General features: G+C 62.3%; 20 protein-coding genes. 13 read left to right on the top strand and 7 right to left on the bottom strand.

Features of this window, described 5'->3' with window-relative positions; all coding sequences use genetic code 11:
• The first annotated feature begins 96 nt into the window (after positions 1 to 96).
• The 9 genes from BLS51_RS11130 to BLS51_RS11090 all read left to right on the top strand — a co-directional run bounded on the left by BLS51_RS11130 (position 97) and on the right by BLS51_RS11090 (position 12,597).
• Positions 97 to 1,392 carry an MFS transporter gene (locus BLS51_RS11130; protein ID WP_090182758.1) on the top strand — a complete coding sequence of 432 codons (1,296 nt, stop codon included), beginning with the start codon at positions 97 to 99 and terminating at the stop codon, positions 1,390 to 1,392.
• Positions 1,393 to 1,404: 12 nt separating this feature from the next.
• Positions 1,405 to 3,936 carry a nitrite reductase large subunit NirB gene (nirB, locus tag BLS51_RS11125; RefSeq protein ID WP_090182759.1) on the top strand — a complete coding sequence of 844 codons (2,532 nt, stop codon included), beginning with the start codon at positions 1,405 to 1,407 and terminating at the stop codon, positions 3,934 to 3,936.
• Positions 3,937 to 3,946: 10 nt separating this feature from the next.
• A complete protein-coding gene (nirD, locus tag BLS51_RS11120; protein ID WP_090182762.1) occupies positions 3,947 to 4,294 on the top strand; it encodes a nitrite reductase small subunit NirD in 348 nt (115 codons plus the stop codon).
• Positions 4,291 to 5,505: an NAD(P)/FAD-dependent oxidoreductase gene (locus BLS51_RS11115; RefSeq protein ID WP_090182764.1), complete on the top strand. Its 1,215-nt coding sequence runs from the start codon at positions 4,291 to 4,293 to the stop codon at positions 5,503 to 5,505. Before nirD ends, BLS51_RS11115 begins: the two co-directional genes overlap by 4 nt.
• A gap of 9 nt (positions 5,506 to 5,514) precedes the next feature.
• The gene (locus BLS51_RS11110; RefSeq protein WP_090182767.1) at positions 5,515 to 8,238 is read left to right on the top strand and encodes a nitrate reductase; all 2,724 of its coding nucleotides are present in this window, start codon (positions 5,515 to 5,517) and stop codon (positions 8,236 to 8,238) included.
• A 42-nt stretch (positions 8,239 to 8,280) separates the two neighbouring features.
• The gene (locus BLS51_RS11105; protein WP_090182770.1) at positions 8,281 to 9,651 is read left to right on the top strand and encodes a glutamine synthetase family protein; all 1,371 of its coding nucleotides are present in this window, start codon (positions 8,281 to 8,283) and stop codon (positions 9,649 to 9,651) included.
• 67 nt (positions 9,652 to 9,718) lie between these two features.
• Positions 9,719 to 10,846 (top strand): ABC transporter ATP-binding protein, encoded by a 1,128-nt coding sequence (locus tag BLS51_RS11100; RefSeq protein ID WP_090182772.1) that lies wholly within the window; start codon positions 9,719 to 9,721, stop codon positions 10,844 to 10,846.
• A gap of 12 nt (positions 10,847 to 10,858) precedes the next feature.
• Entirely contained in the window at positions 10,859 to 11,764 is a 906-nt protein-coding gene (locus tag BLS51_RS11095) for an ABC transporter permease subunit (RefSeq protein ID WP_090182774.1), read from the top strand.
• A complete protein-coding gene (locus tag BLS51_RS11090) occupies positions 11,761 to 12,597 on the top strand; it encodes an ABC transporter permease (protein ID WP_090182777.1) in 837 nt (278 codons plus the stop codon). Before BLS51_RS11095 ends, BLS51_RS11090 begins: the two co-directional genes overlap by 4 nt.
• A gap of 26 nt (positions 12,598 to 12,623) precedes the next feature.
• On the opposite strand, the gene BLS51_RS11085 is transcribed toward BLS51_RS11090, so the two are convergent.
• Both BLS51_RS11085 and BLS51_RS11080 read right to left on the bottom strand, forming a co-directional pair.
• Entirely contained in the window at positions 12,624 to 14,453 is a 1,830-nt protein-coding gene (locus tag BLS51_RS11085; protein ID WP_090182779.1) for a S41 family peptidase, read from the bottom strand.
• 16 nt (positions 14,454 to 14,469) lie between these two features.
• Positions 14,470 to 15,600: an MFS transporter gene (locus BLS51_RS11080; protein ID WP_090182782.1), complete on the bottom strand. Its 1,131-nt coding sequence runs from the start codon at positions 15,598 to 15,600 to the stop codon at positions 14,470 to 14,472.
• Between the two features lie 80 nt (positions 15,601 to 15,680).
• On the opposite strand from BLS51_RS11080, the gene BLS51_RS11075 reads away from it, so the two are divergent.
• Genes BLS51_RS11075 through BLS51_RS11060 form a run of 4 tightly spaced genes read left to right on the top strand, consistent with a single transcriptional unit; the run spans position 15,681 to position 20,713 of the window.
• Positions 15,681 to 16,433: a gamma-glutamyl-gamma-aminobutyrate hydrolase family protein gene (locus BLS51_RS11075; protein ID WP_090182785.1), complete on the top strand. Its 753-nt coding sequence runs from the start codon at positions 15,681 to 15,683 to the stop codon at positions 16,431 to 16,433.
• A gap of 18 nt (positions 16,434 to 16,451) precedes the next feature.
• A complete protein-coding gene (locus BLS51_RS11070; protein ID WP_090182787.1) occupies positions 16,452 to 17,822 on the top strand; it encodes a glutamine synthetase family protein in 1,371 nt (456 codons plus the stop codon).
• A gap of 12 nt (positions 17,823 to 17,834) precedes the next feature.
• Positions 17,835 to 19,223 carry an aspartate aminotransferase family protein gene (locus tag BLS51_RS11065; RefSeq protein WP_090182789.1) on the top strand — a complete coding sequence of 463 codons (1,389 nt, stop codon included), beginning with the start codon at positions 17,835 to 17,837 and terminating at the stop codon, positions 19,221 to 19,223.
• Between the two features lie 11 nt (positions 19,224 to 19,234).
• Positions 19,235 to 20,713 (top strand): aldehyde dehydrogenase, encoded by a 1,479-nt coding sequence (locus tag BLS51_RS11060; protein WP_090182791.1) that lies wholly within the window; start codon positions 19,235 to 19,237, stop codon positions 20,711 to 20,713.
• Here BLS51_RS11060 and panB read toward each other — a convergent pair.
• Genes panB through hda form a run of 5 tightly spaced genes read right to left on the bottom strand, consistent with a single transcriptional unit; the run spans position 20,710 to position 24,952 of the window.
• Entirely contained in the window at positions 20,710 to 21,591 is an 882-nt protein-coding gene (gene panB / locus BLS51_RS11055; RefSeq protein WP_175472552.1) for a 3-methyl-2-oxobutanoate hydroxymethyltransferase, read from the bottom strand. The genes BLS51_RS11060 and panB overlap by 4 nt on opposite strands.
• A gap of 27 nt (positions 21,592 to 21,618) precedes the next feature.
• On the bottom strand, positions 21,619 to 22,158 hold the full coding sequence (folK, locus tag BLS51_RS11050) for a 2-amino-4-hydroxy-6-hydroxymethyldihydropteridine diphosphokinase (RefSeq protein WP_090183493.1): 540 nt from the start codon (positions 22,156 to 22,158) through the stop codon (positions 21,619 to 21,621).
• 13 nt (positions 22,159 to 22,171) lie between these two features.
• On the bottom strand, positions 22,172 to 23,602 hold the full coding sequence (pcnB, locus tag BLS51_RS11045; RefSeq protein ID WP_090182793.1) for a polynucleotide adenylyltransferase PcnB: 1,431 nt from the start codon (positions 23,600 to 23,602) through the stop codon (positions 22,172 to 22,174).
• On the bottom strand, positions 23,595 to 24,266 hold the full coding sequence (locus BLS51_RS11040) for a histidinol-phosphatase (RefSeq protein WP_090182795.1): 672 nt from the start codon (positions 24,264 to 24,266) through the stop codon (positions 23,595 to 23,597). The genes pcnB and BLS51_RS11040 overlap by 8 nt, the downstream gene beginning before the upstream one ends.
• The gene (hda, locus tag BLS51_RS11035; protein ID WP_090182797.1) at positions 24,266 to 24,952 is read right to left on the bottom strand and encodes a DnaA regulatory inactivator Hda; all 687 of its coding nucleotides are present in this window, start codon (positions 24,950 to 24,952) and stop codon (positions 24,266 to 24,268) included. The genes BLS51_RS11040 and hda overlap by 1 nt, the downstream gene beginning before the upstream one ends.
• Between the last annotated feature and the right edge of the window lie 15 nt (positions 24,953 to 24,967).

Genomic DNA, 24,967 nt, shown 5'->3' with positions numbered 1-24,967 from the left:
CAAGGACGGACTGGCAGGACAACGGCGTCCGCCCAACCCGGTCTTTGAGGCCTGCGGTTGCGCGGACGCCTTTTTGTTTTCTGAACGGGATAAAAAATGGCCAGCAAAGCTACCAGCATCAAGCTCTTCTCGATTTCAACGCCTCAGATGCGGGCGTTTCACTTGACCTGGATGGCGTTCTTCGTCTGCTTTTTCGCGTGGTTCGCCTGCGCCCCGCTGATGCCGGTGATTAAAGGGGAATTCGGCCTGACGCCAGGCCAGATCGCCAACATCAATATCGCCGCCGTTGCCGTCACCATACTCGTGCGTCTGATTGTCGGCCCGCTGTGCGATCACTTCGGCCCACGCAAAGCCTATACGGGCTTGCTGCTGCTGGGTTCCATCCCGGTGATCGGCGTCGCCTTCGCGCAGAGCTACGAGAGCTTTTTGTTCTTCCGCCTCGCCATCGGCGCGGCTGGCGCCAGTTTCGTCATCACCCAGTACCATACCTCGGTGATGTTCGCGCCTAACGTGGTGGGCACGGCCAATGCTGCCGCTGCTGGCTGGGGCAATGCCGGCGGCGGCGTGGCGCAAGCCCTGATGCCGCTGCTGATGACCGCCATGGTGATGCTGGGTGTCAGCGAGGGCTTTGGCTGGCGCGCCGCGCTGATGGTGCCGGGCGTGCTGATGATCGTCATGGCCTTCGTCTACTACCGCTATACGCAGGACTGTCCGCAAGGTAACTACAAGGAGTTGCGTGCTGCAGGCGTGGCGATTGAAGGTGGAAAGAAAGGTGGCTGGTCGTCGTTCAAGCTGGCCGCTGCCAACTACCGCGTATGGCTGCTGTTCATCACCTACGGTGCTTGCTTCGGCATCGAGATCTTCATTCACAACATCGCCGCCATTTATTACGTCGACCACTTCAACCTGACGCTGGCGCAAGCCGGCATGGCGGCCGGCAGCTTCGGCCTGCTGGCGCTGTTCGCCCGCGCGCTGGGCGGCTGGGTATCCGACAAGGCGGCTGCCGGCGGCAATCTGAATCATCGCGTCACGCTGCTGTTCGTGCTGATGCTGGGAGAGGGCGCCGGCCTGCTGATGTTTGCCCACGCCGGCAATGCCGCGCTGGCGATCGGCGCCATGCTGGTGTTCGGCCTGTTCACCCACATGGCATGCGGCGCGACTTACGCCGTGGTGCCGTTCATCGACAAGCGCGCCCTTGGCGGCGTGGCCGGCATCATTGGCGCTGGCGGCAATGTGGGCGCCGTCGCCGCAGGCTTCCTGATGAAGGGCACCGGCGATGTGCAGCAGACGCTGAGCATCCTCGGCGTCCTGGTCGCCATCTCCGCGCTGTGCGCACTGGCTGCGCGCTTCAGCGCAGACACCGTCGAAAAATCCGCAATCGCTACCGCTTAAAGGGAAGGCATCATGAAAATTATCGCTATCGGTCACGGCATGGTGGGCCACAAATTCCTGGAAAGCCTGGCGAATAGTGGCGTCGCCAACCTGCAAGTGACGGTACTGTGCGAGGAGCCGCGTCCCGCCTACGACCGCGTTCACCTGTCAGAATTCTTCTCCGGTAAAACCGCCGACGACCTGTCGCTGGTGAAGCCTGGCTTCTTCGACCGCGACGACATGGTGCTGCGCCTGAATACCCGCGCCACCGCCATCGACACCAAGGCGAAGACCGTCACCACTGGCGAAGGCGAGGTTCTGCCGTATGACAAACTGGTCATCGCCACCGGCTCGTTCCCGTTCGTGCCGCCGCTGCCGGGCAAGGACCGCAAGGACTGCTTCGTCTACCGCACCATCGAAGACCTGGAAGCGATGATGGAATGCGGCCAGCGCGCCAAGACCGGCGTAGTCATCGGCGGTGGTTTGCTGGGCCTCGAATGCGCCAAGGCCTTGCGTGACCTCAAGCTGGACACCCATGTGGTGGAATTCTCGCCGCGTCTGATGGCGGTGCAGGTCGACGACCACGGCGGCCGCGTGCTGCGTCGTAAGATCGAAGAGCTGGGCGTAACTGTCCATACCGGGAAAAACACCACTGCCATCGTTGATGGCGTCGAAGCCACGCACCGCATGGAGTTTGCCGATGGCGGCTATCTGGAAGCCGACATGATCGTGTTCTCCGCCGGTATCCGTCCGCGCGACATGCTGGCCAAGGAAGCCGGCCTGGCGATCGGCCCGCGTGGTGGCATCGAAATCAATAACAACTGCGTCACCTCCGATCCGCATGTGTATGCAATCGGCGAGTGCGCGCTATGGGGTGGCTTGATCTTCGGCCTGGTGGCGCCGGGCTATGAAATGGCGCGTGTCGCCGCCAGGCACATCCTGGGCGAAGCGGCGGAATTCGCCGGCGCCGACATGAGCACCAAGCTGAAACTGATGGGCGTAGACGTCGCCTCGATCGGCGACCCGCATGGCAAGGAAGAGGGCAGCCACTCGTATCAGTTCATCGACGAGCGCAAACAGATCTACAAAAAGATCGTCGTGTCCAGCTGCGGCAAATACCTGCTGGGTGGCGTGATGGTCGGTGACGCTGCCGAATACGGCACGCTGCTGCAAATGATGCTGAACAAGATCGAACTGCCGGAATCGCCGGAGTTCCTGATCCTGCCGCAATCCGACGGCGCCGCCAGGCCGGCGCTGGGCGTGGACGCGCTGCCGGATAGCGCGCAGATCTGCTCCTGCAATAACATCTCCAAAGGCCAGCTGTGCGCCGCCGTGCAGAACGGCGCCACCACCATCGGCGAACTGAAATCCTGCACCACCGCAGGCACTGCGTGCGGCGGCTGCGTGCCACTGGTAACGCAGGTGATGAAGGCCGAGATGAAGAAGCAGGGCATGGAGGTGAATAACCATGTGTGCGAACACTTCGCCTATTCGCGCCAGGAGCTGTTCCATCTGATCAAAGTCGGCAAGATCAGCACTTTCAGCGACTTGCTGCACAAGCACGGCAAAGGGCTCGGCTGCGACGTCTGCAAGCCGCTGGCCGCCAGCATTCTGGCGACCATCAACAACGAGTTCGTGCTGAAGAAGGAACACGCTAGCCTGCAGGATACCAACGACTACTTCCTCGGCAATATCCAGAAGGATGGCACCTATTCGGTGGTGCCGCGCATGCCGGCTGGCGAGGTGACCGCCGATGGCCTGATCGCGGTCGGCATGGTGGCCAAGAAGTATGGCCTGTACACCAAGATCACCGGCGGCGCGCGCGTCGACCTGTTTGGCGCACGCGTGGAGCAGTTGCCGCTGATCTGGGAAGAACTGATCGCCGCCGGCTTTGAATCCGGCCACGCCTACGGCAAGTCGCTGCGTACCGTGAAGTCCTGCGTCGGCTCGACCTGGTGCCGCTACGGTGTCGATGATTCCATCGGTCTGGCGATTGAACTGGAAAACCGCTACAAAGGCCTGCGCACGCCGCACAAGATCAAGTTCGGCGTGTCCGGCTGCACCCGCGAGTGCGCCGAAGCGCAGGGCAAGGACGTGGGCATCATCGCCACCGAAAAAGGCTGGAACCTGTACGTGGCCGGTAATGGCGGCATGAAGCCGCGTCACGCCGAGCTGCTGGCGACGGAGCTGGACAAGGAGACGCTGGTCAAGTACATCGACCGCTTCCTGATGTTCTACAGCCGCACCGGCGACCGTCTGCAACGTACCAGCACCTGGCGCGAGAACCTGGAAGGCGGACTGGATTACCTGAAACAGGTGGTGGTGCAGGATAAACTGGGCATCGGCGCCGAGCTGGAAGCCGATATGCAGCATGTGGTCGACACCTACGCTTGCGAGTGGAAGGAGGCGGTCGAGAATCCAGAGACGCGCAAGCGCTTCCGCCACTTCGTCAACAGCGACAAGGGCGATGAGAACGTGTTGTTCATGGAAGAACGCGGCCAGATCCGTCCGGCCACGATCGAAGAGCGCAAGCGCGTGATCCCTATTGCAGTCAAGGCAGCTTGAGGAGAAGATGATGCACCGTGATATTCAAACCGATAACTGGATCGCCGTCTGCAAACTGGATGACATCGTGCCCAACACCGGCGTGTGTGCGCTGCTGAACGACATGCAGGTGGCAGTGTTTCACGTCGATGCGGGCGAGCCGCGCGTATTCGCCATCGATAACTATGATCCGAATTCCGAAGCGTCTGTGCTGTCGCGTGGCCTGGTCGGGTCGCTGGGCGAGCGCATTGTGGTGGCTTCGCCCATCTACAAGCAGCACTTCGACTTGCAGACCGGTGAGTGCCTGGAAGCGCCGGAGCATTCGGTGGGCACCTATCCTGTGCGCATCGACGGCGGCAAAGTCTGGGTAGGCCTGTGAAACCCGCGCTTGTCGTCATCGGCAACGGCATGGCCGGCATGCGTACGGTCGAGGAACTGTACAAGCTGGCGCCGGACATGTACGACATCACCGTGTTCGGCGCCGAGCCGCACGGTAACTACAACCGCATCCTGCTGTCGCCGGTGCTGGCGGGCGAGAAGAGCATGGAAGACATCATGCTCAACACGCGCGAATGGTATGTGCAGCACAATATCACGCTGCACGCCGGCGATCCGGTGGTGCACATCGACCGCCGCAAACGTATAGTGCGCGCAAAGTCCGGCCTGGAAGTGAAGTACGATCGACTGCTGATCGCCACCGGCTCCAAACCTTTCATCATTCCGGTGCCGGGCCATCAGCTGAAAGGAGTACTGGCTTTCCGCGATATCCAGGATGTGGAACAGATGCTGGCAATGGCGCGCAATCATCGCAACGCCGTCATTATTGGCGGCGGCCTGCTGGGACTTGAGGCGGCCAACGGCCTGCAACGCCAGGGCATGAACGTGACCGTGGTGCATGTCAGCGACGTGTTAATGAATCAGCAGCTCGACAAGCCTGCCGCGCTGCTGCTGCAAAAGGCGCTGGAGGCCAAGGGACTCAAGTTCATAATGGGCGCGCAAACCGAGGAGATTCTCGGCCCGGACCGCGTCACCGGTGTACGCTTCAAGGATGGCAGTGAGATTCCGGCCGACCTGGTGGTGATGACTGCCGGCGTGCGTCCGAATATCGAGCTGGCCAAGGCCGCCGGCCTGCATTGCGAACGCGCCATCGTGGTGGACGACACCTTGCAGACCTATGATCCGCGCATCTACGCCGTTGGCGAATGCGTGCAGCACCGCAGCGCCACTTTTGGCCTGGTGGCGCCGATCTGGGACCAGGCGCGCGTTTGCGGCGCGCACCTGGCCGGCGCTGGCGTGCGACGCTATGTGCAGCAAACTTCGCCGACACGGCTGAAAGTCACCGGCGTCGACCTGTATTCGGTCGGTGACTTCATCGGTGGCGAAGGCAGTGAAGACCTGGTGCTGCGCGACGCGCGCCGTGGCGTCTACAAGCGGCTGGTGCTGAGAGACAACCGCGTTACCGGGGCCGTGCTGTACGGCGACGTCAAGGATGGGCCCTGGTACTTCAACCTGATCCAGAACCGCAGCGACATCACGCCTATCCGGCTAACCCTGTTATTTGGCGAAGCCCTGTCCAACCGGGCCGCCTGAAGGATTATTTTGAACTTGTCTACCGACCATCTGGCCATCCGTACCACTTGCGCCTATTGCGGCGTAGGCTGCGGCGTGCTGGCTACGCCAAAGGGCGATGGCACGTTTGCGATTGCCGGCGACAAGCGGCATCCGGCAAACAAGGGCCGCCTGTGCGTCAAAGGTTCCGCGCTTGGCGAAACCGTGGGGCTGGAGGGCCGCCTGCTGTATCCGCAGGTGCGCGAGGCCGATGGCCTGCGTCGCGCGTCATGGGACGAGGCGCTGGACAAGGTGGCCGGCGAGTGGAAGCGCATCATCGCAGAGCATGGCCCGGATGCTGTGGCGCTATATGTCTCAGGCCAGTTGCTGACCGAGGACTACTACGTTGCCAACAAGCTGATGAAGGGTTACGTCGGCAGCGCCAACATCGACACCAACTCGCGGCTGTGCATGTCGTCCGCCGTGGCGGGCTACAAGCGGGCGTTTGGCGAAGACCTGGTGCCGGTCTGTTATGACGATCTGGAGCTGGCGGACATGGTCGTGCTGGTGGGCTCCAATACCGCATGGTGCCATCCTATCCTGTTCCAGCGCATCCTGAAAGCCAAGGAAGCGCGCCCGCAAATGAAGCTGGTGGTAGTCGATCCACGCCGCACGGCGACCTGCGAATTGGCAGACCTGCACCTGCCGGTGAAGGCGGGCACCGATGTCTGGCTGTTCAACGGTTTGCTGAGCTACCTGTCGCGCATCGGCGCCGTCGATCCGCAATTCATCGCGCAGCATACCAACGGCTTCGAGGCGGCGCTGGATGTCGCCCATGCCGATTGCGCCGATCCGGCCGTGGTGGCGAAAATATGCCGCATCGAACTGCCGCTGCTGCTGGAGTTCTATGAACTGTTTGCCGCCAACCACAAGACCATCACCGCCTACTCGATGGGCGTGAACCAGTCGTCGGCAGGCACTGACAAGGCCAACGCCATCATCAACTGTCACCTGATCGGCGGACGGCTCGGCAAGCCGGGCATGGGACCGTTCTCGATCACCGGCCAGCCGAACGCCATGGGGGGCCGTGAAGTGGGCGGCCTGGCCAATATGCTCGCCGCGCACATGGACCTGGAGCGCGCAGAGCATCGTGACGTGGTGCAGACTTTCTGGGAATCGCCGGCCATGGCCGACAAGGGCGGCCTGAAGGCGGTGGATCTGTTCAAGGCCATCGAAGAAGGCAAGGTCAAATCAGTGTGGGTCATGGCCACCAATCCGGTCGTCAGCATGCCGGATGCCGATCAGGTGCGTCGCGCGCTGGAGAAGTGCGAGCTGGTGATTTCCTCCGACATCATGCAGGACACCGACACCACTGCCTATGCCGATGTGCTGCTGCCGGCACTGGGCTGGGGCGAGAAAGATGGTACGGTGACCAACTCCGAGCGTCGCATTTCGCGCCAGCGCGCCTTCCTGGCGGCGCCGGGCGAAGCGCTGCCTGACTGGAAGATCATGGCGTTGTTCGCCCAGCGCATGGGCTATGCAGGTTTCGACTACACTGGCCAGCATGATGTATTCAACGAGCACGCGAGCCTGAGCGGCTTCCGCAATGCGGTTGGCGAAGTACCGCGTGCGTTTGATATGTCCGGCCTCGCGGGCCTGGAACAGCGCGAGTACGATGAACTGGCACCGACGCAATGGCCGGTACGCCGCGCCATCTCCGGCGAATTGCAGGTCGAAACACGGTTGTTCGAGGATGGCGTATTCGCGCACGCCGACGGCAAGGCGCGCTTTATCGCTACCGCGCCACGCCTGCCGCGTCACGCCGTCAGCGAAGATTATCCGCTGTCGCTCAACACCGGCCGCGTGCGCGATCAGTGGCACACCATGACGCGCACCGGCAAGTCCGCCACGCTGGCCGACCACATCGCCGAATCGTTCGTGGACATGCATCCGCAGGACGCGCTGCTGAGTGGTGTCAAAGAAGGCGAACTGGCGCGCATCACTTCCGAGTGGGGCGCGATGGTGGCGCGTGTGCAGCACGGCGGCGGCATCCCGCGCGGCAGCGTGTTCATTCCAATTCACTGGAATGGCCAGACCGCATCCGATGCGCGCGTCGGCGCGGTGGTCAACCCGGTGGTCGATCCCGTGTCCGGCGAACCTGAGTTCAAGCATACGCCGGTGCGTGTCGAGCAGTTCCGCGTCAACTGGCATGGCTTCATCCTGAGCCGCGATGCGCTGAATCTCGACAGCATCGCGCACTGGACCCGCATCCAGGGCCGCGAATTCGCGCGCTACGAACTGGCCGGCCGCAACACAGTCAAGAACTATGCCGAATGGGCACGCACGCTGCTCGGTGTCAGCGACCCGGATGCCGACTGGCTGGAGTACGAAGACAAGACCGCCGGCGTGTACCGCGCCGTGCACGTGGTGGATGACCGCATCGAACAATGTATTTTCATGTCGCCGCGTCAGGACATGCCGTCGCGCGCCTGGCTGGCCAGCCTGTTCGTGAAAGAGGCGCTGAGCGAGATCGACCGCGTCGGCCTGCTGGTCGGCATGCCGGTGGAGAAGGGCGCCGATACCGGACCAACCGTGTGTTCGTGCTTCGGCGTGGGCCGCAACACCATTTGCAACGCCATCCGCGAAAAGGATTTGAAAACCGTGCCGGAAGTGACAGCCTGCCTGAAAGCTGGCGGCAACTGCGGCTCGTGCGTCCCGGAGATCAAGAAAATATTGGTGCAGATACGCGTGGAGGCAGAAGAAGCAAGGTTATGATTATGGTAAGCTAGACCTGTCGATAGCAACTTAGAGTTCGTCATGTCTATCCGTGAAAATTTCTCCGATGCTGATATGGACCAGTGGCTCAACGATAAGCGGGTCACTGAAATCGAATGCCTGGTGCCCGACCTGACCGGTGTGGCACGCGGGAAGATTCTGCCACGCGCCAAATTCACGCAGGACCGTGGCATGCGCATACCGGAAGCGGTGCTTGGCATGACCGTCACCGGCAACTACCCTACCGAAGACCCGGCCTACGACCGCGCCATCTCCAACACCGACCGCGACATGATCCTGCGCGCGGACCCCGGCAGCATCACCACCGTGCCGTGGGCCATCGATCCGACCGCGCAGGTGATCCACGATTGCTACTTTGCCGACGGCACGCTGGTCGATTTCGCGCCGCGCTCTGTTTTGCGCCGTGTGCTCAAGCTGTATGCGGACAAGGGATGGAAGCCCATCGTCGGGCCTGAACTGGAGTTCTACCTCACCGAGAAGAATATCGATCCCGACCTGCCTTTGAAGGCGCCGGTCGGCCGCAGCGGCCGCGCCGAAACCACGCGCCAGGTCTATAGCATCGACGCTGTCAACGAGTTCGATCCGCTGTTCGAGGATATCTACGACTATTGCGCGCTGATGAACCTCGACGTCGATACGCTGATCCACGAAACCGGCGCAGGCCAGATGGGCCTCAACTTCCAGCACGGCGATGCGCTGGCGCTAGCCGACAACGTGTTCTACTTCAAACGCACGCTGCGCGAGGCGGCGCTGAAGCACGATATGTACGCCACCTTCATGGCCAAGCCGATGGCCGGTGAGCCGGGATCGGCGATGCATGTGCACCAGAGCGTGAGCGACGCCGTCAGCGGCCGCAATATCTTCAGCCTGGCGGACGGCTCGCCGTCGCCGCAGTTCCGCCACTACATCGGCGGCCTGCAACGCTACACGCCGGCGGCGATGGCGATCCTGGCGCCGTATGTGAATTCCTACCGCCGCATCGTGCGCCACACAGCAGCGCCGATCAACGTCCAGTGGGGCATGGACAACCGCACTGTGGGCTTCCGCATTCCGATTTCCGGCGTCGAGCAGCGGCGGGTGGAGAACCGCATCATCGGCGCCGACGCCAATCCCTATCTCGGCATTGCGGTGACGCTGGCCTGCGGTTATCTTGGCCTGGTCGACCAGCTGGAGCCGACGCCAATCTACAACGGCAGCGCCTACGACCATTTCTACGAGCTGCCGCAAGGGCTGCCGCAGGCGCTGGCGCTGTTGCGGCAGGAAGACCGCCTGCGCGATGTACTGGGCGAGCGCTTCATCGATGTCTATACGGCCATCAAGGAACTGGAGCACCAGGAGTTCATGACCGTCATCAGCCCCTGGGAGCGGGAACACCTATTGCTGCATGTTTGAGTTGTCTTGGCCTCTGCTGGCTTTATAATCACCGGTTTGGCAAATATTATTTTACTCTTTTAATAACATGACCATAGAGCGAGCTGCTGAACCTTTCCTCCTGATCCGTAACCTGGTCAAGGAATTCGATGGCGTCCGCGCCGTCAATGACGTATCGGTTGCGATCAACAAGGGCGAAATCTTCGCGCTGCTGGGCAGCTCGGGCTGCGGCAAATCGACGCTGCTGCGCATGCTGGCGGGTTTTGAAACGCCGACGTCGGGCAGCATCACGCTGGCCGGCCAGGATATTGTCAGCGTGCCGCCGTACCAGCGTCCGATTAATATGATGTTCCAGTCGTATGCGCTGTTCCCGCACCTGTCGGTATGGGACAACATCGCCTTCGGCCTGCGCCGCGACGGCCTGCCGAAAGACGAAATCGCCGCGCGCGTGGAAAAGATGCTGGCGCTGGTGCAGCTGAGCGAGTACGCCAGGCGCAAGCCGCATCAGCTGTCCGGCGGCCAGCAGCAGCGCGTGGCGCTGGCGCGTTCGCTGGCCAAGCGTCCGCAGTTGCTGCTGCTGGACGAGCCGCTGGGCGCACTGGACAAGAAGCTGCGCGAGCGCACGCAGATGGAACTGGTCAGCATCATCGAGGAAGTGGGCGTGACCTGCGTGATGGTCACCCACGACCAGGATGAGGCCATGAGCATGGCCACGCGCATCGCCGTCATGAGTGCCGGCCGCATCCTGCAAGTGGGCGCGCCGGACGAAATCTACGAAACGCCGAACTGCCGCTTCGTCGCCGACTTCATCGGCAGCGTCAACCTGTTCAACGGTTCGGTGGCGGAGGATGAGGCGGACCACGTCATCATCGATACGCCGGAAGGCAAGCATTACGTCACCCACGGCATTACCGGCACCATGGGCATGCCGGTGTCGGTGGCCGTGCGTCCGGAGAAGATCGCCGTGCAGGCGGAAGCGCCGACGCAGGAGCAGCGCGGCAAGGCGGCTGAACATGGCTACAACTGCGTGCACGGTGTGATCACCGGCGTGTCCTACTTCGGCAACGAAACCAGTTACCACATCACGCTGGACAGCGGCATGGTGGTCAAGGCTTCGCGCACCAACGTCGCGCGTCACGACGACGCGGTGCTGAAGCGCGACCAGCGCGTGTACGCGTGGTGGGACGGCGCCGACGTTGTTGTGCTGACCAGCTAAGGCGCGGCGGTCATGAAATTTTTTAAAAACCTGATCAAGCATCCAGGCCGCGCCGTGGTGATCGGCGTGCCGTTCGTCTGGCTGACGTTTGCGTTCCTGATCCCCTTCCTGATCGTGCTGCGCCTGAGCTTTGCCGATCTGGATAGCGGCGAAGGCGGTCCGTTCGGCTCCCTGGTAACGGTGGCCGACGGCGTGATGACGCTGAAGGTCAAGATCTCCAACTACCTGTACATCCTTGAGGATGAGCTGTACGCGATCACCTATCTGAATTCGCTGAAGTTCGCGGCGATTACCGCGGCGCTGTGCCTGGCCATTGGTTATCCGTTCGCCTACTTCATGGCGCGCGCCAGGCCGGCCATACGTCCGGTGCTGCTGATGCTGGTGATGATGCCGTTCTGGACTTCCTTCCTGCTGCGTATCTACGCGTGGAAGGGCATCCTGGCCAACAACGGCATTCTCAACAGCTTCCTGCTGAATCTCGGCGTGATCTCCGAGCCGCTGCACCTGATGAACACGCAATTCTCGCTGATCATCGGCATGGTGTACGCCTACCTGCCGTTCATGATACTGCCGCTGTACGCCAACCTGGTGAAGATGGATGTGCGTTTCCTGGAAGCGGCGGCCGATCTTGGCGCGACGCCGTGGCAGACCTTCTGGCGTATCACGGTGCCGCTGTCGAAGTCCGGCATCATCGCCGGCACCATGCTGGTGTTTATCCCGGCGGTGGGCGAGTACGTGATTCCGGAACTGCTGGGCGGTCCGGAAACGCTGATGATCGGCCGCCAGCTGTGGGACGAATTCTTTACCAATAACGATTGGCCGCTGGCGTCCTCGGTGACGGTGGTGGTGATCCTGCTGATTCTTGTGCCGATGGCGATCTTCAATAAATACCAGGCAGACCAGGAGGCCCGCAAATGACCCAGTTCCTGCATCGTTGGTTCGGACGCGGCTGGCTCTCGATGGGCTATCTGTTCCTGTACCTCCCGATTGTCGTGTTGGTGGTGTTCTCGTTTAACAGCTCGCGCCAGGACATGGTGTGGAGCGGCTTCTCGCTGCAATGGTATGCAGCGCTGCTGAACGACCAGGAGATCATCAGCGGCCTCGGCCTGTCGCTGCGCATCGCGCTGCTGACGGCTTGCGGCTCGGTGATCCTCGGCACATTTGCGGCATTTGTGCTGGACCGCTATCAGCGCTTCAGCGGCCGCACGCTGTTCACCGGCATGGTCAGTGCGCCGCTGGTGATGCCCGAGGTGATTATCGGCCTGTCGCTGCTGCTGATGCTGGTGTCGGTGCAGAAGATGTTCGGCTTCCCGGAGCGCGGCATGATGACGATCTGGCTGGGCCACACGCTGCTGGGCATGGCCTATGCGACGGTGGTGGTGCAGTCGCGCCTGCGCGAGATGAACAAGTCGCTGGAAGAAGCGGCGATGGACCTGGGTTGCCGTCCGTTCCAGGTGTTCTTCCTGGTGACGCTGCCGAACATCAAGCAGGCGCTGGGTTCGGCCTGGCTGCTGACCTTCACGCTGTCGCTGGATGACGTGGTGCTGTCGGCCTTCCTGTCCGGCCCTGGCTCTTCGACCATGCCGATCGTGATCTTCTCGCGCGCGCGCCTGGGTCTTGATCCACGCGTGAATGCGGTGGCGGCGCTGACGATATTGGTGGTGTCGATCGGTGTGATCGCATCAAGCCTGTATATCGCCCGCGCCGAGCGCCAGCGCTCGAAGCAACTGGCTGCTGCGGCCAAGGGCTGATCCAAAGACGACGCTCGTGGGCTTGGCTACGGGCGCGGCTCTTGCCGCGCCTGGGCAGCCACATCGCTGAGCACCGCGATCGCCTCTTTCAACTGCGACTGCGCAATGTCGCCTTCCGGCCGCGCCACCTGCATGCGGCTGGTGTGCAGTGCGTTGAGTTTCGGTAGTAGTGCATCCAGCGCACCGCTCTTTGCGATGTCCTGCGTCTTGCAGTTGGCGCCGCCGTAAAGGTCGGCATTTGCCTTGCCCGTCATGTCCACATAGCCCGGTATGCTGATATCTGGCGTGACGCCAAAGCGCTGGATCGGTTTGCCGCCTGCGCGACAAAGGACCGCAACGGTTAACCTTACGTCGCCGTATGCCTTCGAAGAATCTGTGGAAAAGCGATCCAGACTGAGGACGGTCTGCACGCTGCCGCGCCCGTAACTGAGATCCCCCAGCACAAGCCCGCGACCGTAGTCCTGGATCGCTGCTGCGATGATTTCGGTGGCGGCGGCCGATCTGCGATCAATCAGGACAGCCAATGGCCCGTTCCAGGCAGGAGCGGCCAGCGGCGTTCTTTCCACAGTGAGCCTGCGGTCGGACGATATCTGTTGCACCACCGGCACGCCTGGCAGGAACAATCCGGTCAGTTCGATTGCCTCGCTCAAGGAGCCGCCGCCGTTGTTGCGCATGTCGAGCAGAATGGCGTCAGCCTTCTGTTGCTTCATTTGCGCCACTGCGGCCGCGACATCGCGGCTCACGCTCAGATAATCCTTGGCGCCGGCTCTGCGCGCCGTGTAGTCTTGATAGAACGTGGGGATGGTGATGACGCCGATGCGGTAGTTGTTGGCACCGCGCGCTATGCGCTCAATGCGGCCCTTGGTGCGTTGGTCGTCAAGTTGAACTTTGGTGCGCGTGACAATGATGCGGCGGGCCACCTGGCCGCGTGGTATGCCTTGCGGTAGTATATCTATTACCAATTGCGATCCGGGTGCACCACGCAGCAGTGCCGCCACTTCATCGACCTTCCAGCCAATTACTTCCTGCATGGGTTGTCCAATTCCCTGCGCCACGCCGATGATGCGGTCGCCGGGAGCGATGTCGCCACTGCGGTCGGCGTCAGTGCCGGGCACCACCTCCAGCACAGTGATCAAATCGTCTTTTTTCTGGAGCGTCAGACCTATACCGACCATGTCACCCAACAGATGTTCTGGACTGGTTTTTCCCGGCGCCAGATAAGCGCCGTGCGGATCATAAGATTCGACATAAGCTTGCAGGAACAGATCGGCGACATCGCCATATCGCATTGCCTGCACGCGTTGCAGGTTGCGCTCATAGCGGCGTTGCAGCGTCGGGATGACCTGATCTTCAGACACTCCTGCAAGGCGAAGATTGAGGTAGTCGTCCATGACCTGCCGGCGCCACAAATCACGCAGAGCTGTATCGTCTGGCTCCCAGCGCGCCTTGGAACGTTCGCGCTGGAATTGTTCATGGCCGTGGAAAGCGGGCGCCTGTCGGAGTGCCTCTTGCCTATAGGTGTGCAGAGCGACCGAACGCGCCAGATAGTCCGAGAAGATGCCATTCAAGGTATCCATCTGCTTTTCGCTGGTCAGCTTGTCCAGTTGAACGCGCTGGTTCGCCATGTTTGCCAGGCTGGCTTGGGTGAAAACCATGCGTTCGGAATCGAGCGCTTCGATAAAGCGGTCGAAGGGATGCCCGTTGGCGCCTTCAGGCTGTCCTTCGGTTTTGTAGCGCAGGCGATCCAGCACACGCGCCACCCATATGGATGCGTCCTTCTGCGCCGCCACCGGCGCTGCCGCCGTATTGGTCATGATGGCGAGAGCCATGAGCGTGCAGGGAAAAACTAATTTCATCAACTCTCTCCGGTCGTTAATTTTTATCCCACGCAGCGCTGGCGATGAAGATCGCTGCGCCTACCCACAGAACGGCCGGTAGTGCATTCACGCCGGCCGTTTGCATTAATACTCCCGTCACCAATGGTCCGCCGGCGCTGGTAAGGCCCCAGGCAGCGTTGACCACCGCGCTGGCTGCGACCAGCGATTGCCCTTCAAAGCGTTCGCCGCAGGCCACCAGCGACAGCATGTAGATGGCGCCGGCCACCGCGCCCAGCGCCAGCAGCAAGATCCACCACAACCACGGCGTGCCGGCAGCGAACGGCAGCGCTGGCAGCAGCACGCAGACGGCGATGCCGCAGCCGATATGCACCTTGCGACGGCCGACGCGGTCCGCCAGCCAGCCGAAGAAGAATTGCAGCGCTGTGTCGCCGACTAGCACCACGGTGGCCGACAGCACCGCCAGTTCGGTCGCTATGCCGTGGCGCATGGCGTATACCGGCAGCAGGCTGAGTGCTACCGTGTCGAACATGGCGAAGAAGGCGGCGCCGATGGCGATCATCCACATGCGCGGCAGGATGCGCTGCCAGGCGACTGGTGCTTCGTCCTCATGACCCTGCGCGCCACCGCCAATCAGCAGCATGCCAGGCATCGCAAGCAGGAACAGCGCACCGCATGAGGCGAAGGGCAGCGCTACCTTGCCCGCCAGCGCCGCCACCAGCGCGGGGCCGATCAACTGGAATAATGTGAAGGCGGTGGTGTAGATGGCTACCACACGGCCGCGCGAATTGGTCGGCGCCAGATTGTTAACCCACGCTTCGCCAATGGTGAACAGCACGCCCATGCAGGCGCCAAAGACAAAACGCAGCGCGCCCCAGAGCAGCAGGTTGTCGGTGGCCTCCATCAGCGCGGTGGAGATGGCGGCGGTGACGATGGCGATCATCATGCAGCCACGCTGGCCGTAGCTGGCCACCCAGCGTGAGACAAAGGGTGCGGCCGCGAGAATACCTGCCGCACTGATGGCTGTGATGATGCCGATGATGTCTGTGCCGACACCGCGCTGATCCAAGGTCAATGCGGTCAGTGGAATGGTGGCGCCGAGCCCCAGGCCGACAACGCCGATGCTGGCGACTAATGCGATGAAATCGCGCCATGGCATGTTCTTCATGCGCGAGCTCCTGATTTGAGTTCGCCATCATACCAAAATAGGATTATCATTTAGTCAAATCCAAATAGATGAAAGCTTCTATGCGTAGCCCAATCGTTCTGGTTCCCGCATGCGTCACCCAAACCGGTGCGCATCTTTCCCACACCGCACACCTCAAGTATGTGGCGGCCGTTGCGGAAGGTGCGCGCTGCACGCCGCTTATCGTGCCTGCCCTGGGCGCTGTCACTGACTTCGAAGCGCTATTGGCCGTGGCCGATGGTGTGATGCTCACCGGCTCGCCCTCCAATGTAAATGCCGGCCTGTATGGCGAGGTGGTGCTCGATCCATCGCTGCCGCAAGATGCAGCGCGCGACGCCACCACGCTGCCGCTGATCCGTGCCGTTATCAAGCGCGGCATTCCCTTGCTGGCGATCTGCCGCGGCTTTCAGGAGATGAATGTGGCGCTGGGCGGTTCGCTGCATCAGGCGGTGCAGCGTGTCGCCGGCATGGCCGATCATCGTGAACGCAAGGACCATACGCTGGACCAGCAGTACGCGCCATCGCACCGCGTGCTGCTGGACCCTGGAGGGCGATTGGCGAAGATGCTCGACGGAGTCGACCAGATCATGGTCAATTCGCTGCATGGCCAGGGCATTAACCGCCTGGCCGCCGGCCTGACGGTGGAAGCGCGCGCGGATGATGGCCTGGTTGAAGCCTACCACGTAGAGGACGCCAAAGGATTCACGCTCGCGGTACAGTGGCATCCAGAATGGCGCTTTTCCGAGAATCCGGACTCCGTCAAATTATTCAGCGCCTTTGGCGACGCTTGCCGCGCCTACAAGGCCAACCGATAACAACAACGAGAGAAGCAAATGGCAATTCGCGAAAACTTTAGTTATACCGATATGGACCTGTGGCTGAACGAGAAGCACGTCACAGAGATTGAATGCCTGGTCCCCGACCTGACCGGCGTGGCACGCGGGAAGATCCTCCCACGCGGAAAATTCACCCAAGAGCGCGGCATGCGCATTCCGGAAGCGGTGCTGGGCATGACCGTCACCGGTAACTATCCGACCGAAGACGCGGGCTACGACCGCGCCATCTCCAGCACCGACCGCGACATGATCCTGAAGGCAGATCCGACCACCATCACCATGGTGCCGTGGGCTACCGATCCTACTGCACAGGTGATTCACGACTGCTATTTTTCCGATGGCCGCCTGGTCGATTTTGCACCGCGCTCCGTGCTGCGCCGCGTGCTCAAACTGTATGCCGACAAAGGCTGGAAGCCGGTGGTAGCGCCGGAACTGGAGTTCTACCTGACCGCCAAGAACAGCGATCCGGACCTGCCATTGAAACCGCCGATTGGCCGCAGCGGCCGTGCCGAAACCAGCCGCCAGGTTTACAGCATCGATGCGGTGAACGAGTTCGACCCACTGTTTGAGGACATCTACGATTACTGCGATCTGATGGGCCTCGATGTCGACACACTGATTCACGAAATCGGCGCAGGCCAGATGGAAATCAACTTCCTGCACGGCGAACCGCTGGGCCTCGCCGACAAGGTGTTCTTCTTCAAACGCACCTTGCGCGAGGCGGCGCTGAAGCACGATATGTACGCGACCTTCATGGCCAAGCCGATGGCGGGCGAGCCGGGATCGGCGATGCATGTGCATCAGAGCGTAGTGGACGCCACGACCGGCAAGAACATCTTCAGTAACGAAGATGGTTCGGCGTCGCCGCTGTTCAAGCACTATATCGGCGGCTTGCAGCGCTATATGCCGTCGGCGATGGCGATTGTGGCGCCGTATGTGAATTCCTACCGCCGCATCGTGCGCCATACGGCGGCGCCGATCAACATCCAGTGGGGCATGGATAACCGTACCGTGGGTTTCCGCGTGCCGGAGTCCGGTGTGCAGGATCGTCGTGTGGAGAACCGCATCATCGGCGCCGATGCCAATCCTTACCTTGCGCTGGCGGTCACGCTGGCCTGTGGCTACCTGGGCATGGTGGACCAGGAAGAGCCAACGCCGATGACCACCGATAGCGCGTATGACCTCAAGGTCGAGCTGCCGCAAGGCTTGCCGGAAGCCCTGCAACTGCTGCGCGGCGAGGACCGTCTGCGCACCGTGCTGGGCGAGCGTTTCATCGACGTCTACGCCGCTATCAAGGACCTGGAACATCAGGAATTCATGACCGTCATCAGCCCGTGGGAGCGCGAGCACCTGCTGCTGCATGTCTGAACGGGAGGCCAAATGAGCACTTACGATACGACTTCGATCCAGCGGCTGGACACGGCACATTACATGCATCCATTCACCGACCACAAGGCGCTGGGTGAGAAAGGCGCGCGCGTGATGGTGCGCGGCGATGGCATCTATCTGTGGGACTCCGAGGGTAACAAGATCATCGACGGCATGTCCGGCCTGTGGTGTGTGAATGTCGGTTATGGCCGTACCAGCATCTCGGAGGCCGTTTACCAGCAGATGGAGACACTGCCCTTCTATAACAGCTTCTTCAACACCACCAACGTGCCTGCGGTGCAGCTGGCGGCCAAGCTGGTGGAGATATCGCCGCCGCAGTTCAACCATGTGTACTTCACCGGCTCCGGCTCGGAAGGCAACGACACCAATGTGCGCATGGTGCGGCGCTATTGGGATGTATTGGGCCAGCCGCAGCGCCAGGTCATCATCAGCCGCCACAACGCGTATCACGGCAGCACCATGGCCGGAGCATCGCTGGGCGGCATGGCGGGGATGCATGAGCAGGGCGGCTTGCCGATACCGGGTATCGTTCATATCGATCAGCCAAGCTATCTGGAACATGGGCGCGGCATGACGCCGGAGGCGTTTGGTCTTGAGGCGGCGTCCTGGCTGGAGAAGAAGATTCTTGAGGTGGGGCAGGACAAGGTGGCTGCCTTCATCGGCGAGCCGATACAGGGCGCAGGCGGTGTGATTATTCCGCCGTCGACGTATTGGCCAGAGATCCAGCGCATCTGCGACAAGTATGGCGTTCTGCTGATTGCCGATGAAGTGATTTGCGGCTTCGGCAGGCTGGGACGCTGGTTTGCCTCCGAGCTGTTTGGCATCAGGCCGGATCTGATTACTTTCGCCAAGGGTGTGACGTCTGGCTATGTGCCGCTGGGCGGTGTGCTGGTGGGCGACCGCGTGGCCAAGGTGCTGATCGAGCAGGGCGGCGAGTTCAATCACGGCTTCACCTATTCCGGCCATCCGGTAGCGTGTGCGGCGGCGCTGGAGAATATCCGCATCATCGAAGATGAAAAACTGATCGGGCGCGTGGCCGATGACACCGGGCCGTATCTGCAGCGGCGCTTTGCGGAACTGGAGGAACATCCGCTGGTGGGCTATGCGGACAGCTGTGGTTTCGTGGCCGGCCTGAATCTGGTGCGCAGCAAGGGCGCTACCGTGCACGATAACGTGGCGTTCGATGAGTCGCTGGCGGTCGGCATGGTGTGCCGTGGCTATATGTTCAATAACGGGATGATCATGCGCGCCGTCGGTGACCGCATGATTATCGCGCCGCCGCTGATCCTGACCACGGCGCAGATCGACGAGATGCTGGCGTTGATACGTCACTGTCTCGACCTGACGTATGCCGATGTGCAGCAGCGCGGCTGGCTCTAAAGGAGACAAGCATGGGTATCTGGCACGACAAGGCGGCCGCGTTGCAAACGGACGGCCGCGCGTTTATTGGCGGCGAGCGGGTGTGGGCGAAATCCGGGCAGCAGTTCGAGAACCTGTCGCCCATTGATGGGCGTTCGCTGGGCATGGTGGCGCGCTGCGATGGTGCGGACGTGGATAACGCGGTGGCGGCGGCACGTGAGGCGTTCGAGGACCGGCGCTGGGCGGGCAGGTCGCCCGCGCAGCGCAAGCGCGTGCTGATCCGGTTTGCGGACCTGATGCAGCAGCACGTTGCGGAGCTGGCGCTGCTGGAAACGCTGGACATGGGCAAGCCAATCAAATACAGCCAGACCGTCGATGTCGGCGGCGCCGCCAATTGCATCCGCTGGTACGGCGAAGCGATTGACAAGGTCTACGATGAAATCGCACCGACGCCAGCGGACAGCCTGGCGCTGATTACGCGTGAGCCGGTGGGCGTGGTGGCAGCCATCGTGCCGTGGAATTATCCGATGCTGATGGCGGCGTGGAAGATTGGCCCTGCGCTAGCGGCAGGTAACAGCGTGGTGCTCAAGCCATCGGAGAAATCGCCGCTGACTGCGCTGCGGCTGGCGGAATTGGCGTTGGAGGCCGGCGTACCGGCTGGCGTCTTCAATGTGCTGCCAGGTTATGGCGCGGAGGCTGGCGCAGCGCTGGCCTTGCACATGGACGTGGACTGCATAGGCTTCACCGGCTCCACGCGCGTGGGCAAGCAGATCATGCAGATGGCGGGCCAATCGAACCTGAAGCGGGCGTGGACCGAATTGGGCGGCAAGTCCGCCAACATCGTCTGCGCCGACTGTCCGGACCTGGACGCGGCGGTGGAGGCGGCCATCGGCTCGATCTTCTTCAACCAGGGCGAAAGCTGCAACGCGCCATCGCGCCTGTTCGTCGAAGCGTCGATCAAGGACCGCTTCATCGAAAAGGCGCTGGCCAAGGTGCCGGCCTATCAGCCGGGCGATCCGCTGGACGAGAACACCGTCATGGGCGCAATCGTCGACGCAACGCAGCTGAAGACAGTGATGGGATACATCGAAGCAGGCCGCGCGGCCGGCGCACGGCTGCTGGCTGGTGGCAAGCAGGTACGCACCGAAACCGGCGGCTACTATGTCGAGCCTACGCTATTCGATCAGGTGGACAGCGGCATGCGCATCGCCCGCGAAGAGATTTTCGGACCGGTGCTGTCGGTGTTGAGTTTCACCGATGTGGAGGAGGCGGTCCGGCAAGCCAACGCCACACCTTACGGCCTGCATGCCGCCGTGTGGACAGCGGACCTGAGCAAAGCCATCAAAACCTCACGCGCGCTGCGCGCCGGCACAGTGCACGTCAATCAATACGACAGCGACGACATCACCGTACCCTTCGGCGGCTACAAGCAGTCCGGCAATGGGCGCGACAAATCCCTGCACGCCCTCGACAAATACACCGAACTGAAAACCACCTGGATACAGATTTAGAAGCAGTGTTCCAGTGCGGGGAAGCTGCCGTCCTTGACGGCGGCGACGTAGGCGCTGATGGCGGCGTCGATGCTGGTCTGGCCGTCCATGAAGTTTTTGACGAAGCGCGCTTTTCGGCCTGGGAAGACGCCCAGCAGGTCGTGCATCACCAGCACCTGGCCGGAGCAGTCCGGGCCGGCGCCGATGCCGATCGTTGGGATCGACAGCAGTTCGGTGACTTCTTTGCCCAGCTGCGAGGGGATCGCTTCCAGCACCACCAGCGAGGCGCCAGCGGCTTGCATGCGCAGTGCGTCGGCGCGCAGCAGGTCCGCGCTTTCGGTGGTCTTGCCCTGCACCTTGTAGCCGCCCAGCTGGTGCACCGATTGCGGCGTCAGGCCGAGGTGGGCGCAGACCGGGATCGCGCGGTCGGTCAGGAATTTGACGGTATCGGCCAGCCAGGCGCCGCCTTCGATCTTGATCATGTGAGCGCCAGCCTGCATCACCTGCACGGCGTTGGCGTAGGCGGTTTCCGGCGTGCCGTAGGCGCCAAACGGCAGGTCGGCAACGATCATGGCATTCTTGGTGCCGCGCGCCACCGAGGCGGTGTGGTAGGCGATGTCGTTGACGGTGACCGGCAGCGTCGAGGTGTGGCCGGCGCAGACCATGCCCAGCGAGTCGCCGATCAGCAGGATCTCAACGCCGCAGCGGTCCATCAGCGAGGCGAAGCTGGCGTCATAGCAGGTCAGCATGGTGATCTTTTCGCCGGCGCCGCGCAGCGTGGTCAGGGTGTTCACGGTGACGGCTTTGTTGACCGCCTTGGTGGGGGCCGGTGCAGGTGCGGTGGCGTCAGCGGGCTTTTGGCTCGCGGCCAGTTCGTTGCCTTGCAGGTATCCAGACATGGTAAATCCTTTACTGATTTTTACTGATTAAATCGGGCTGATGCCCTGGTCGGCCACGCCGGCGGCATATTGCGACGCCGCGCCGTGGCCTGGAATATGTATCGCTGGCGCCAGTTCCAGCAGCGGCACCAGCACAAACGCGCGCTCGGTCATGCGCGGATGCGGCACGCTCAGCGTCGGGGTGTTGATGGTGGCGTCGCCGTACAGTAGCAGATCCAGGTCGAGCGTGCGCGGGGCGTTGCGGTAGGGCCGTTCGCGGCCGTGCGCCTGCTCGATGCCGTGCAGCGCTTGCAGCAGCGCTTCGGCGTCCAGCGTGGTGGCGATGCGGGCGACGGCGTTGATGTAATCGTCGCCGCTGGAATCGATCGGCGCGGTGCGATACAGGCTTGATGAAGCCAGCAGCGTGCAGCCGGGCTGGCGTTGCAGCCGCGTCAGCGCATCCAGCACGTTGGCGCGGGCGTCGCCGAGATTGGCGCCGATGCCGATGTAGGCGAGGGTGAAGGCGAATGGCGCCTTGTCGTCTTGCGAAGACAATGGCGCCAGACCTGCGGAAATGGCGGTGTTCATGGTGCTGCGGAGATTACTCGGCGCCGCCGTCGTGAACTGGCGCTGGTGCATCGGCGTTGCCGCCTTCACCACGGCCGCTGCGGTTGCGGCCACCACGGCGTGGACCGCGCTTGCGCTTGGCCGCACCGCCGGTGCCTGCGCCACCGCTGCCACCGCCGCCTTCACGCGGCGTGCTGGCGGAAGCGATCAGCTCTTCGCGGGTGACTTCGTCGCCTTCATAAAAGGCGGTCCACCAGTCGCCGATTTCGGCGTCGATTTCGCCGGAAGCGCAGCGCAGCAGCAGGAAGTCATAGCCGGCGCGGAAGCGCAGGTGTTCCAGCAGCTTATGCGGCGCCTTGCCGGTGCGGCGTTCGAAGCGCGGCTGCATCGACCAGATGTCGCGCATGTCGGTGCCGATCTTGCGCTGCAAGGCCAGCTTCTCGGTCTGCGAATCCAGCACGTCGTCGGCGGCCAGGTGCAGCGCCGGGATGGTTTGCTCGCCGGATGCGCGGTAGGCGGTCCACTTCTCCAGCACCTGATGCCACAGCAGCGAGGCAAACAGGAAGCCCGGCGACACGGTCTTGCCGGCGTGGATGCGCGAGTCGGTAGAATCCAGCGCCAGCGTGACGAACTTGACGCCCAGCGGCTGTTCCAGCACCACATCCAGCAGCGGCAGCAGGCCGTGATGCAGGCCCTCTTTGCGCAGTTGCTGCAAACAGGCCAGCGCGTGGCCACTCATCAGCAGCTTGAGCATTTCGTCGAACACGCGCGCGGCCGGCACGTTGTTGATCAGCGGCGCCATGACCTTGATCGGCGCGCCGGTTTCCGGCTCGATAGCGAATTTCAGCTTGGCGGCAAAGCGCACCACGCGCAGCATGCGCACCGGGTCTTCGCGGTAGCGTGCTTCCGGCACGCCGATGATGCGCAACGTTTTGGCGCGGATGTCTTCAATGCCGCCGTGGTAGTCCAGCACCTGCTGGTTGGCCGGGTTGTAATACATGGCGTTGATGGTGAAGTCGCGGCGTTCTGCATCTTCCGCCTGCGAGCCGAAGGTGTTGTCGCGCAAAACGCGGCCATGTTCATCTTTCGGCGCGTTGGCCGAGGTGGTGCCACGGAAGGTGGTTACTTCCAGCAGGTCCTGGCCGAACATCACGTGCACGATCTGGAAGCGCTTGCCGATGATGAAGGCGCGCCGGAACAGGCGCTTGACCTGCTCCGGCGTGGCGTTGGTGGCGATGTCGAAGTCTTTCGGCTTCACGCCCAGCAGCAGGTCGCGCACGGCGCCGCCGACCACAAAGGCTTCGTAGCCGGCTTCCTGCAGCGTGCTGGTGACGCGGACGGCGTTGTTGGACAGCAGGCGCGGGTCGATGCCGTGGGCGTCAGGCCCCAGCACCACCGGCGTATTCGGATCGCGGGCCGCTTTACTCTTGGTGCCGAGGATTTTGCGGATCAGTTTCTTAATCATTGAACAGCTCAATTAATAGCCAGCCGTTGGCGGCGGCGTGCGTTTTCAGTTTTTCATTCGGGTTGGTCGCCACCGGATGGCTGACGATCGACATCAGCGGCAGGTCGTTGTGCGAATCGCTGTAGAAGTGGACGGTGCCAAAGTCTTCCAGCGTTTTCCCCATTTTTTCCAGCCACGCCTTGGTGTGGACGATCTTGCCCGGCCCCTGGGTTGGCGTGCCAAGCAGCTTGCCGGTCAGGTTGCCGTCGGCATCCACTTCCGGCATGGCGGCGATCAGGTGCTCCACGCCCAGCGCCTTGGCGATCGGCGCGGTGACGAAGTGGTTGGTGGCGGTGACGATCGCCACCAGGTCGCCCTGGTCGATGTGCTTTTGCAGCAGCGCGCGCGCCGCCGGGTGCAACGCCGGGTTGACCACTTCCGCCATGTACTGCGCGTGCATCTCGTCCAGCCTGGCGCGCGGGAAACCGGCCAGGGTGCCCAGCGTGAACTCCAGGTATTCTACCGGATCGAGCGTGCCGGCCTGGTATTGGGCGAAGAATTCGCGGTTGCGGCGGTCGTATTCCACCGCGTCGACGGCGCCGGTGCGCACCAGGAACTGGCCCCACTCGAAGTCGGAGTCGATCGGCAGCAGGGTGTGGTCGAGGTCAAAGAGGGCGAGGTTCATTATTCTTTCGCTTCCGCCTGCAGCCACTCGCGCAGCAGCGGCAGAGTGATAGGGCGTTGGGTTTCAAGGGAATACTGGTCCAGCGAGTCGAGGATGGTCGACAGCGACCGCATGTCGCGCTGGAAGTGAGACAGCAAGTAGGGTATCACGCCAGCCGACAGCGTCAAGCCGCGCGCTGCCGCTGCCGAGGCCAGGGCTGCGCCTTTTTCATCGTCGGTGAGGGCATGGATCTGGTAGATCAGGCCCCAGCCCATGCGCGTGCGCAGGTCTTCGCGCACCGGCAGCACGGCCGGCGCGACGTTGCCGCTGCAGACCATGAAGGCGTTGTTGGCGCGGATTTCATTGAACAGGGCGAAGGCGTCGATCTGCGCCACCGGCGACAGCTTTTCGCAGTCGTCCAGTAGGTACAGGTCCACCTCCGGCGAGTAGACGAATTCCGACTCGATCGAAAACGGCGAAATATAGCGCGCGCGCGCCTGCTCGGCCTCGCTGCCGCTGGTGGCCAGCGCTTTCAGCAGGTGCGACTTGCCGACGCCGACCGCGCCCCACAGGTAGGCGAAGTGCTCGCGCGAGCTGCGATCGGCGAACTGCTGCATCAGCGCTGCCGCTTCGGCATTCTGTCCCACCTCGAACGATGCGAGGCTGTGCGCTGCTTCCGCGCCTAAATCGAGCACCAGTTGCTTCATGGCGTACACCTAGTG

Source organism: Duganella sp. OV510 (assembly GCF_900100205.1).
Taxonomy (GTDB): domain Bacteria; phylum Pseudomonadota; class Gammaproteobacteria; order Burkholderiales; family Burkholderiaceae_D; genus Rugamonas.
This window is presented reverse-complemented; position numbering and strand designations above follow the sequence as displayed.

Excerpts from the sequence above, each read along its gene's own strand:
- BLS51_RS11130 (WP_090182758.1), top strand. The coding sequence starts at position 97 with ATGGCCAGCAAAGCTACCAGCATCAAGCTCTTCTCGATTTCAACGCCT.
- nirB (WP_090182759.1), top strand. The coding sequence starts at position 1,405 with ATGAAAATTATCGCTATCGGTCACGGCATGGTGGGCCACAAATTCCTG.
- nirD (WP_090182762.1), top strand. The coding sequence starts at position 3,947 with ATGCACCGTGATATTCAAACCGATAACTGGATCGCCGTCTGCAAACTG.
- BLS51_RS11105 (WP_090182770.1), top strand. The coding sequence starts at position 8,281 with ATGTCTATCCGTGAAAATTTCTCCGATGCTGATATGGACCAGTGGCTC.
- BLS51_RS11100 (WP_090182772.1), top strand. The coding sequence starts at position 9,719 with ATGACCATAGAGCGAGCTGCTGAACCTTTCCTCCTGATCCGTAACCTG.
- BLS51_RS11095 (WP_090182774.1), top strand. The coding sequence starts at position 10,859 with ATGAAATTTTTTAAAAACCTGATCAAGCATCCAGGCCGCGCCGTGGTG.
- BLS51_RS11090 (WP_090182777.1), top strand. The coding sequence starts at position 11,761 with ATGACCCAGTTCCTGCATCGTTGGTTCGGACGCGGCTGGCTCTCGATG.
- BLS51_RS11085 (WP_090182779.1), bottom strand. The coding sequence starts at position 14,453 with ATGAAATTAGTTTTTCCCTGCACGCTCATGGCTCTCGCCATCATGACC.
- BLS51_RS11080 (WP_090182782.1), bottom strand. The coding sequence starts at position 15,600 with ATGAAGAACATGCCATGGCGCGATTTCATCGCATTAGTCGCCAGCATC.
- BLS51_RS11075 (WP_090182785.1), top strand. The coding sequence starts at position 15,681 with ATGCGTAGCCCAATCGTTCTGGTTCCCGCATGCGTCACCCAAACCGGT.
- BLS51_RS11070 (WP_090182787.1), top strand. The coding sequence starts at position 16,452 with ATGGCAATTCGCGAAAACTTTAGTTATACCGATATGGACCTGTGGCTG.
- BLS51_RS11065 (WP_090182789.1), top strand. The coding sequence starts at position 17,835 with ATGAGCACTTACGATACGACTTCGATCCAGCGGCTGGACACGGCACAT.
- BLS51_RS11060 (WP_090182791.1), top strand. The coding sequence starts at position 19,235 with ATGGGTATCTGGCACGACAAGGCGGCCGCGTTGCAAACGGACGGCCGC.
- panB (WP_175472552.1), bottom strand. The coding sequence starts at position 21,591 with ATGTCTGGATACCTGCAAGGCAACGAACTGGCCGCGAGCCAAAAGCCC.
- folK (WP_090183493.1), bottom strand. The coding sequence starts at position 22,158 with ATGAACACCGCCATTTCCGCAGGTCTGGCGCCATTGTCTTCGCAAGAC.
- pcnB (WP_090182793.1), bottom strand. The coding sequence starts at position 23,602 with ATGATTAAGAAACTGATCCGCAAAATCCTCGGCACCAAGAGTAAAGCG.
- BLS51_RS11040 (WP_090182795.1), bottom strand. The coding sequence starts at position 24,266 with ATGAACCTCGCCCTCTTTGACCTCGACCACACCCTGCTGCCGATCGAC.
- hda (WP_090182797.1), bottom strand. The coding sequence starts at position 24,952 with ATGAAGCAACTGGTGCTCGATTTAGGCGCGGAAGCAGCGCACAGCCTC.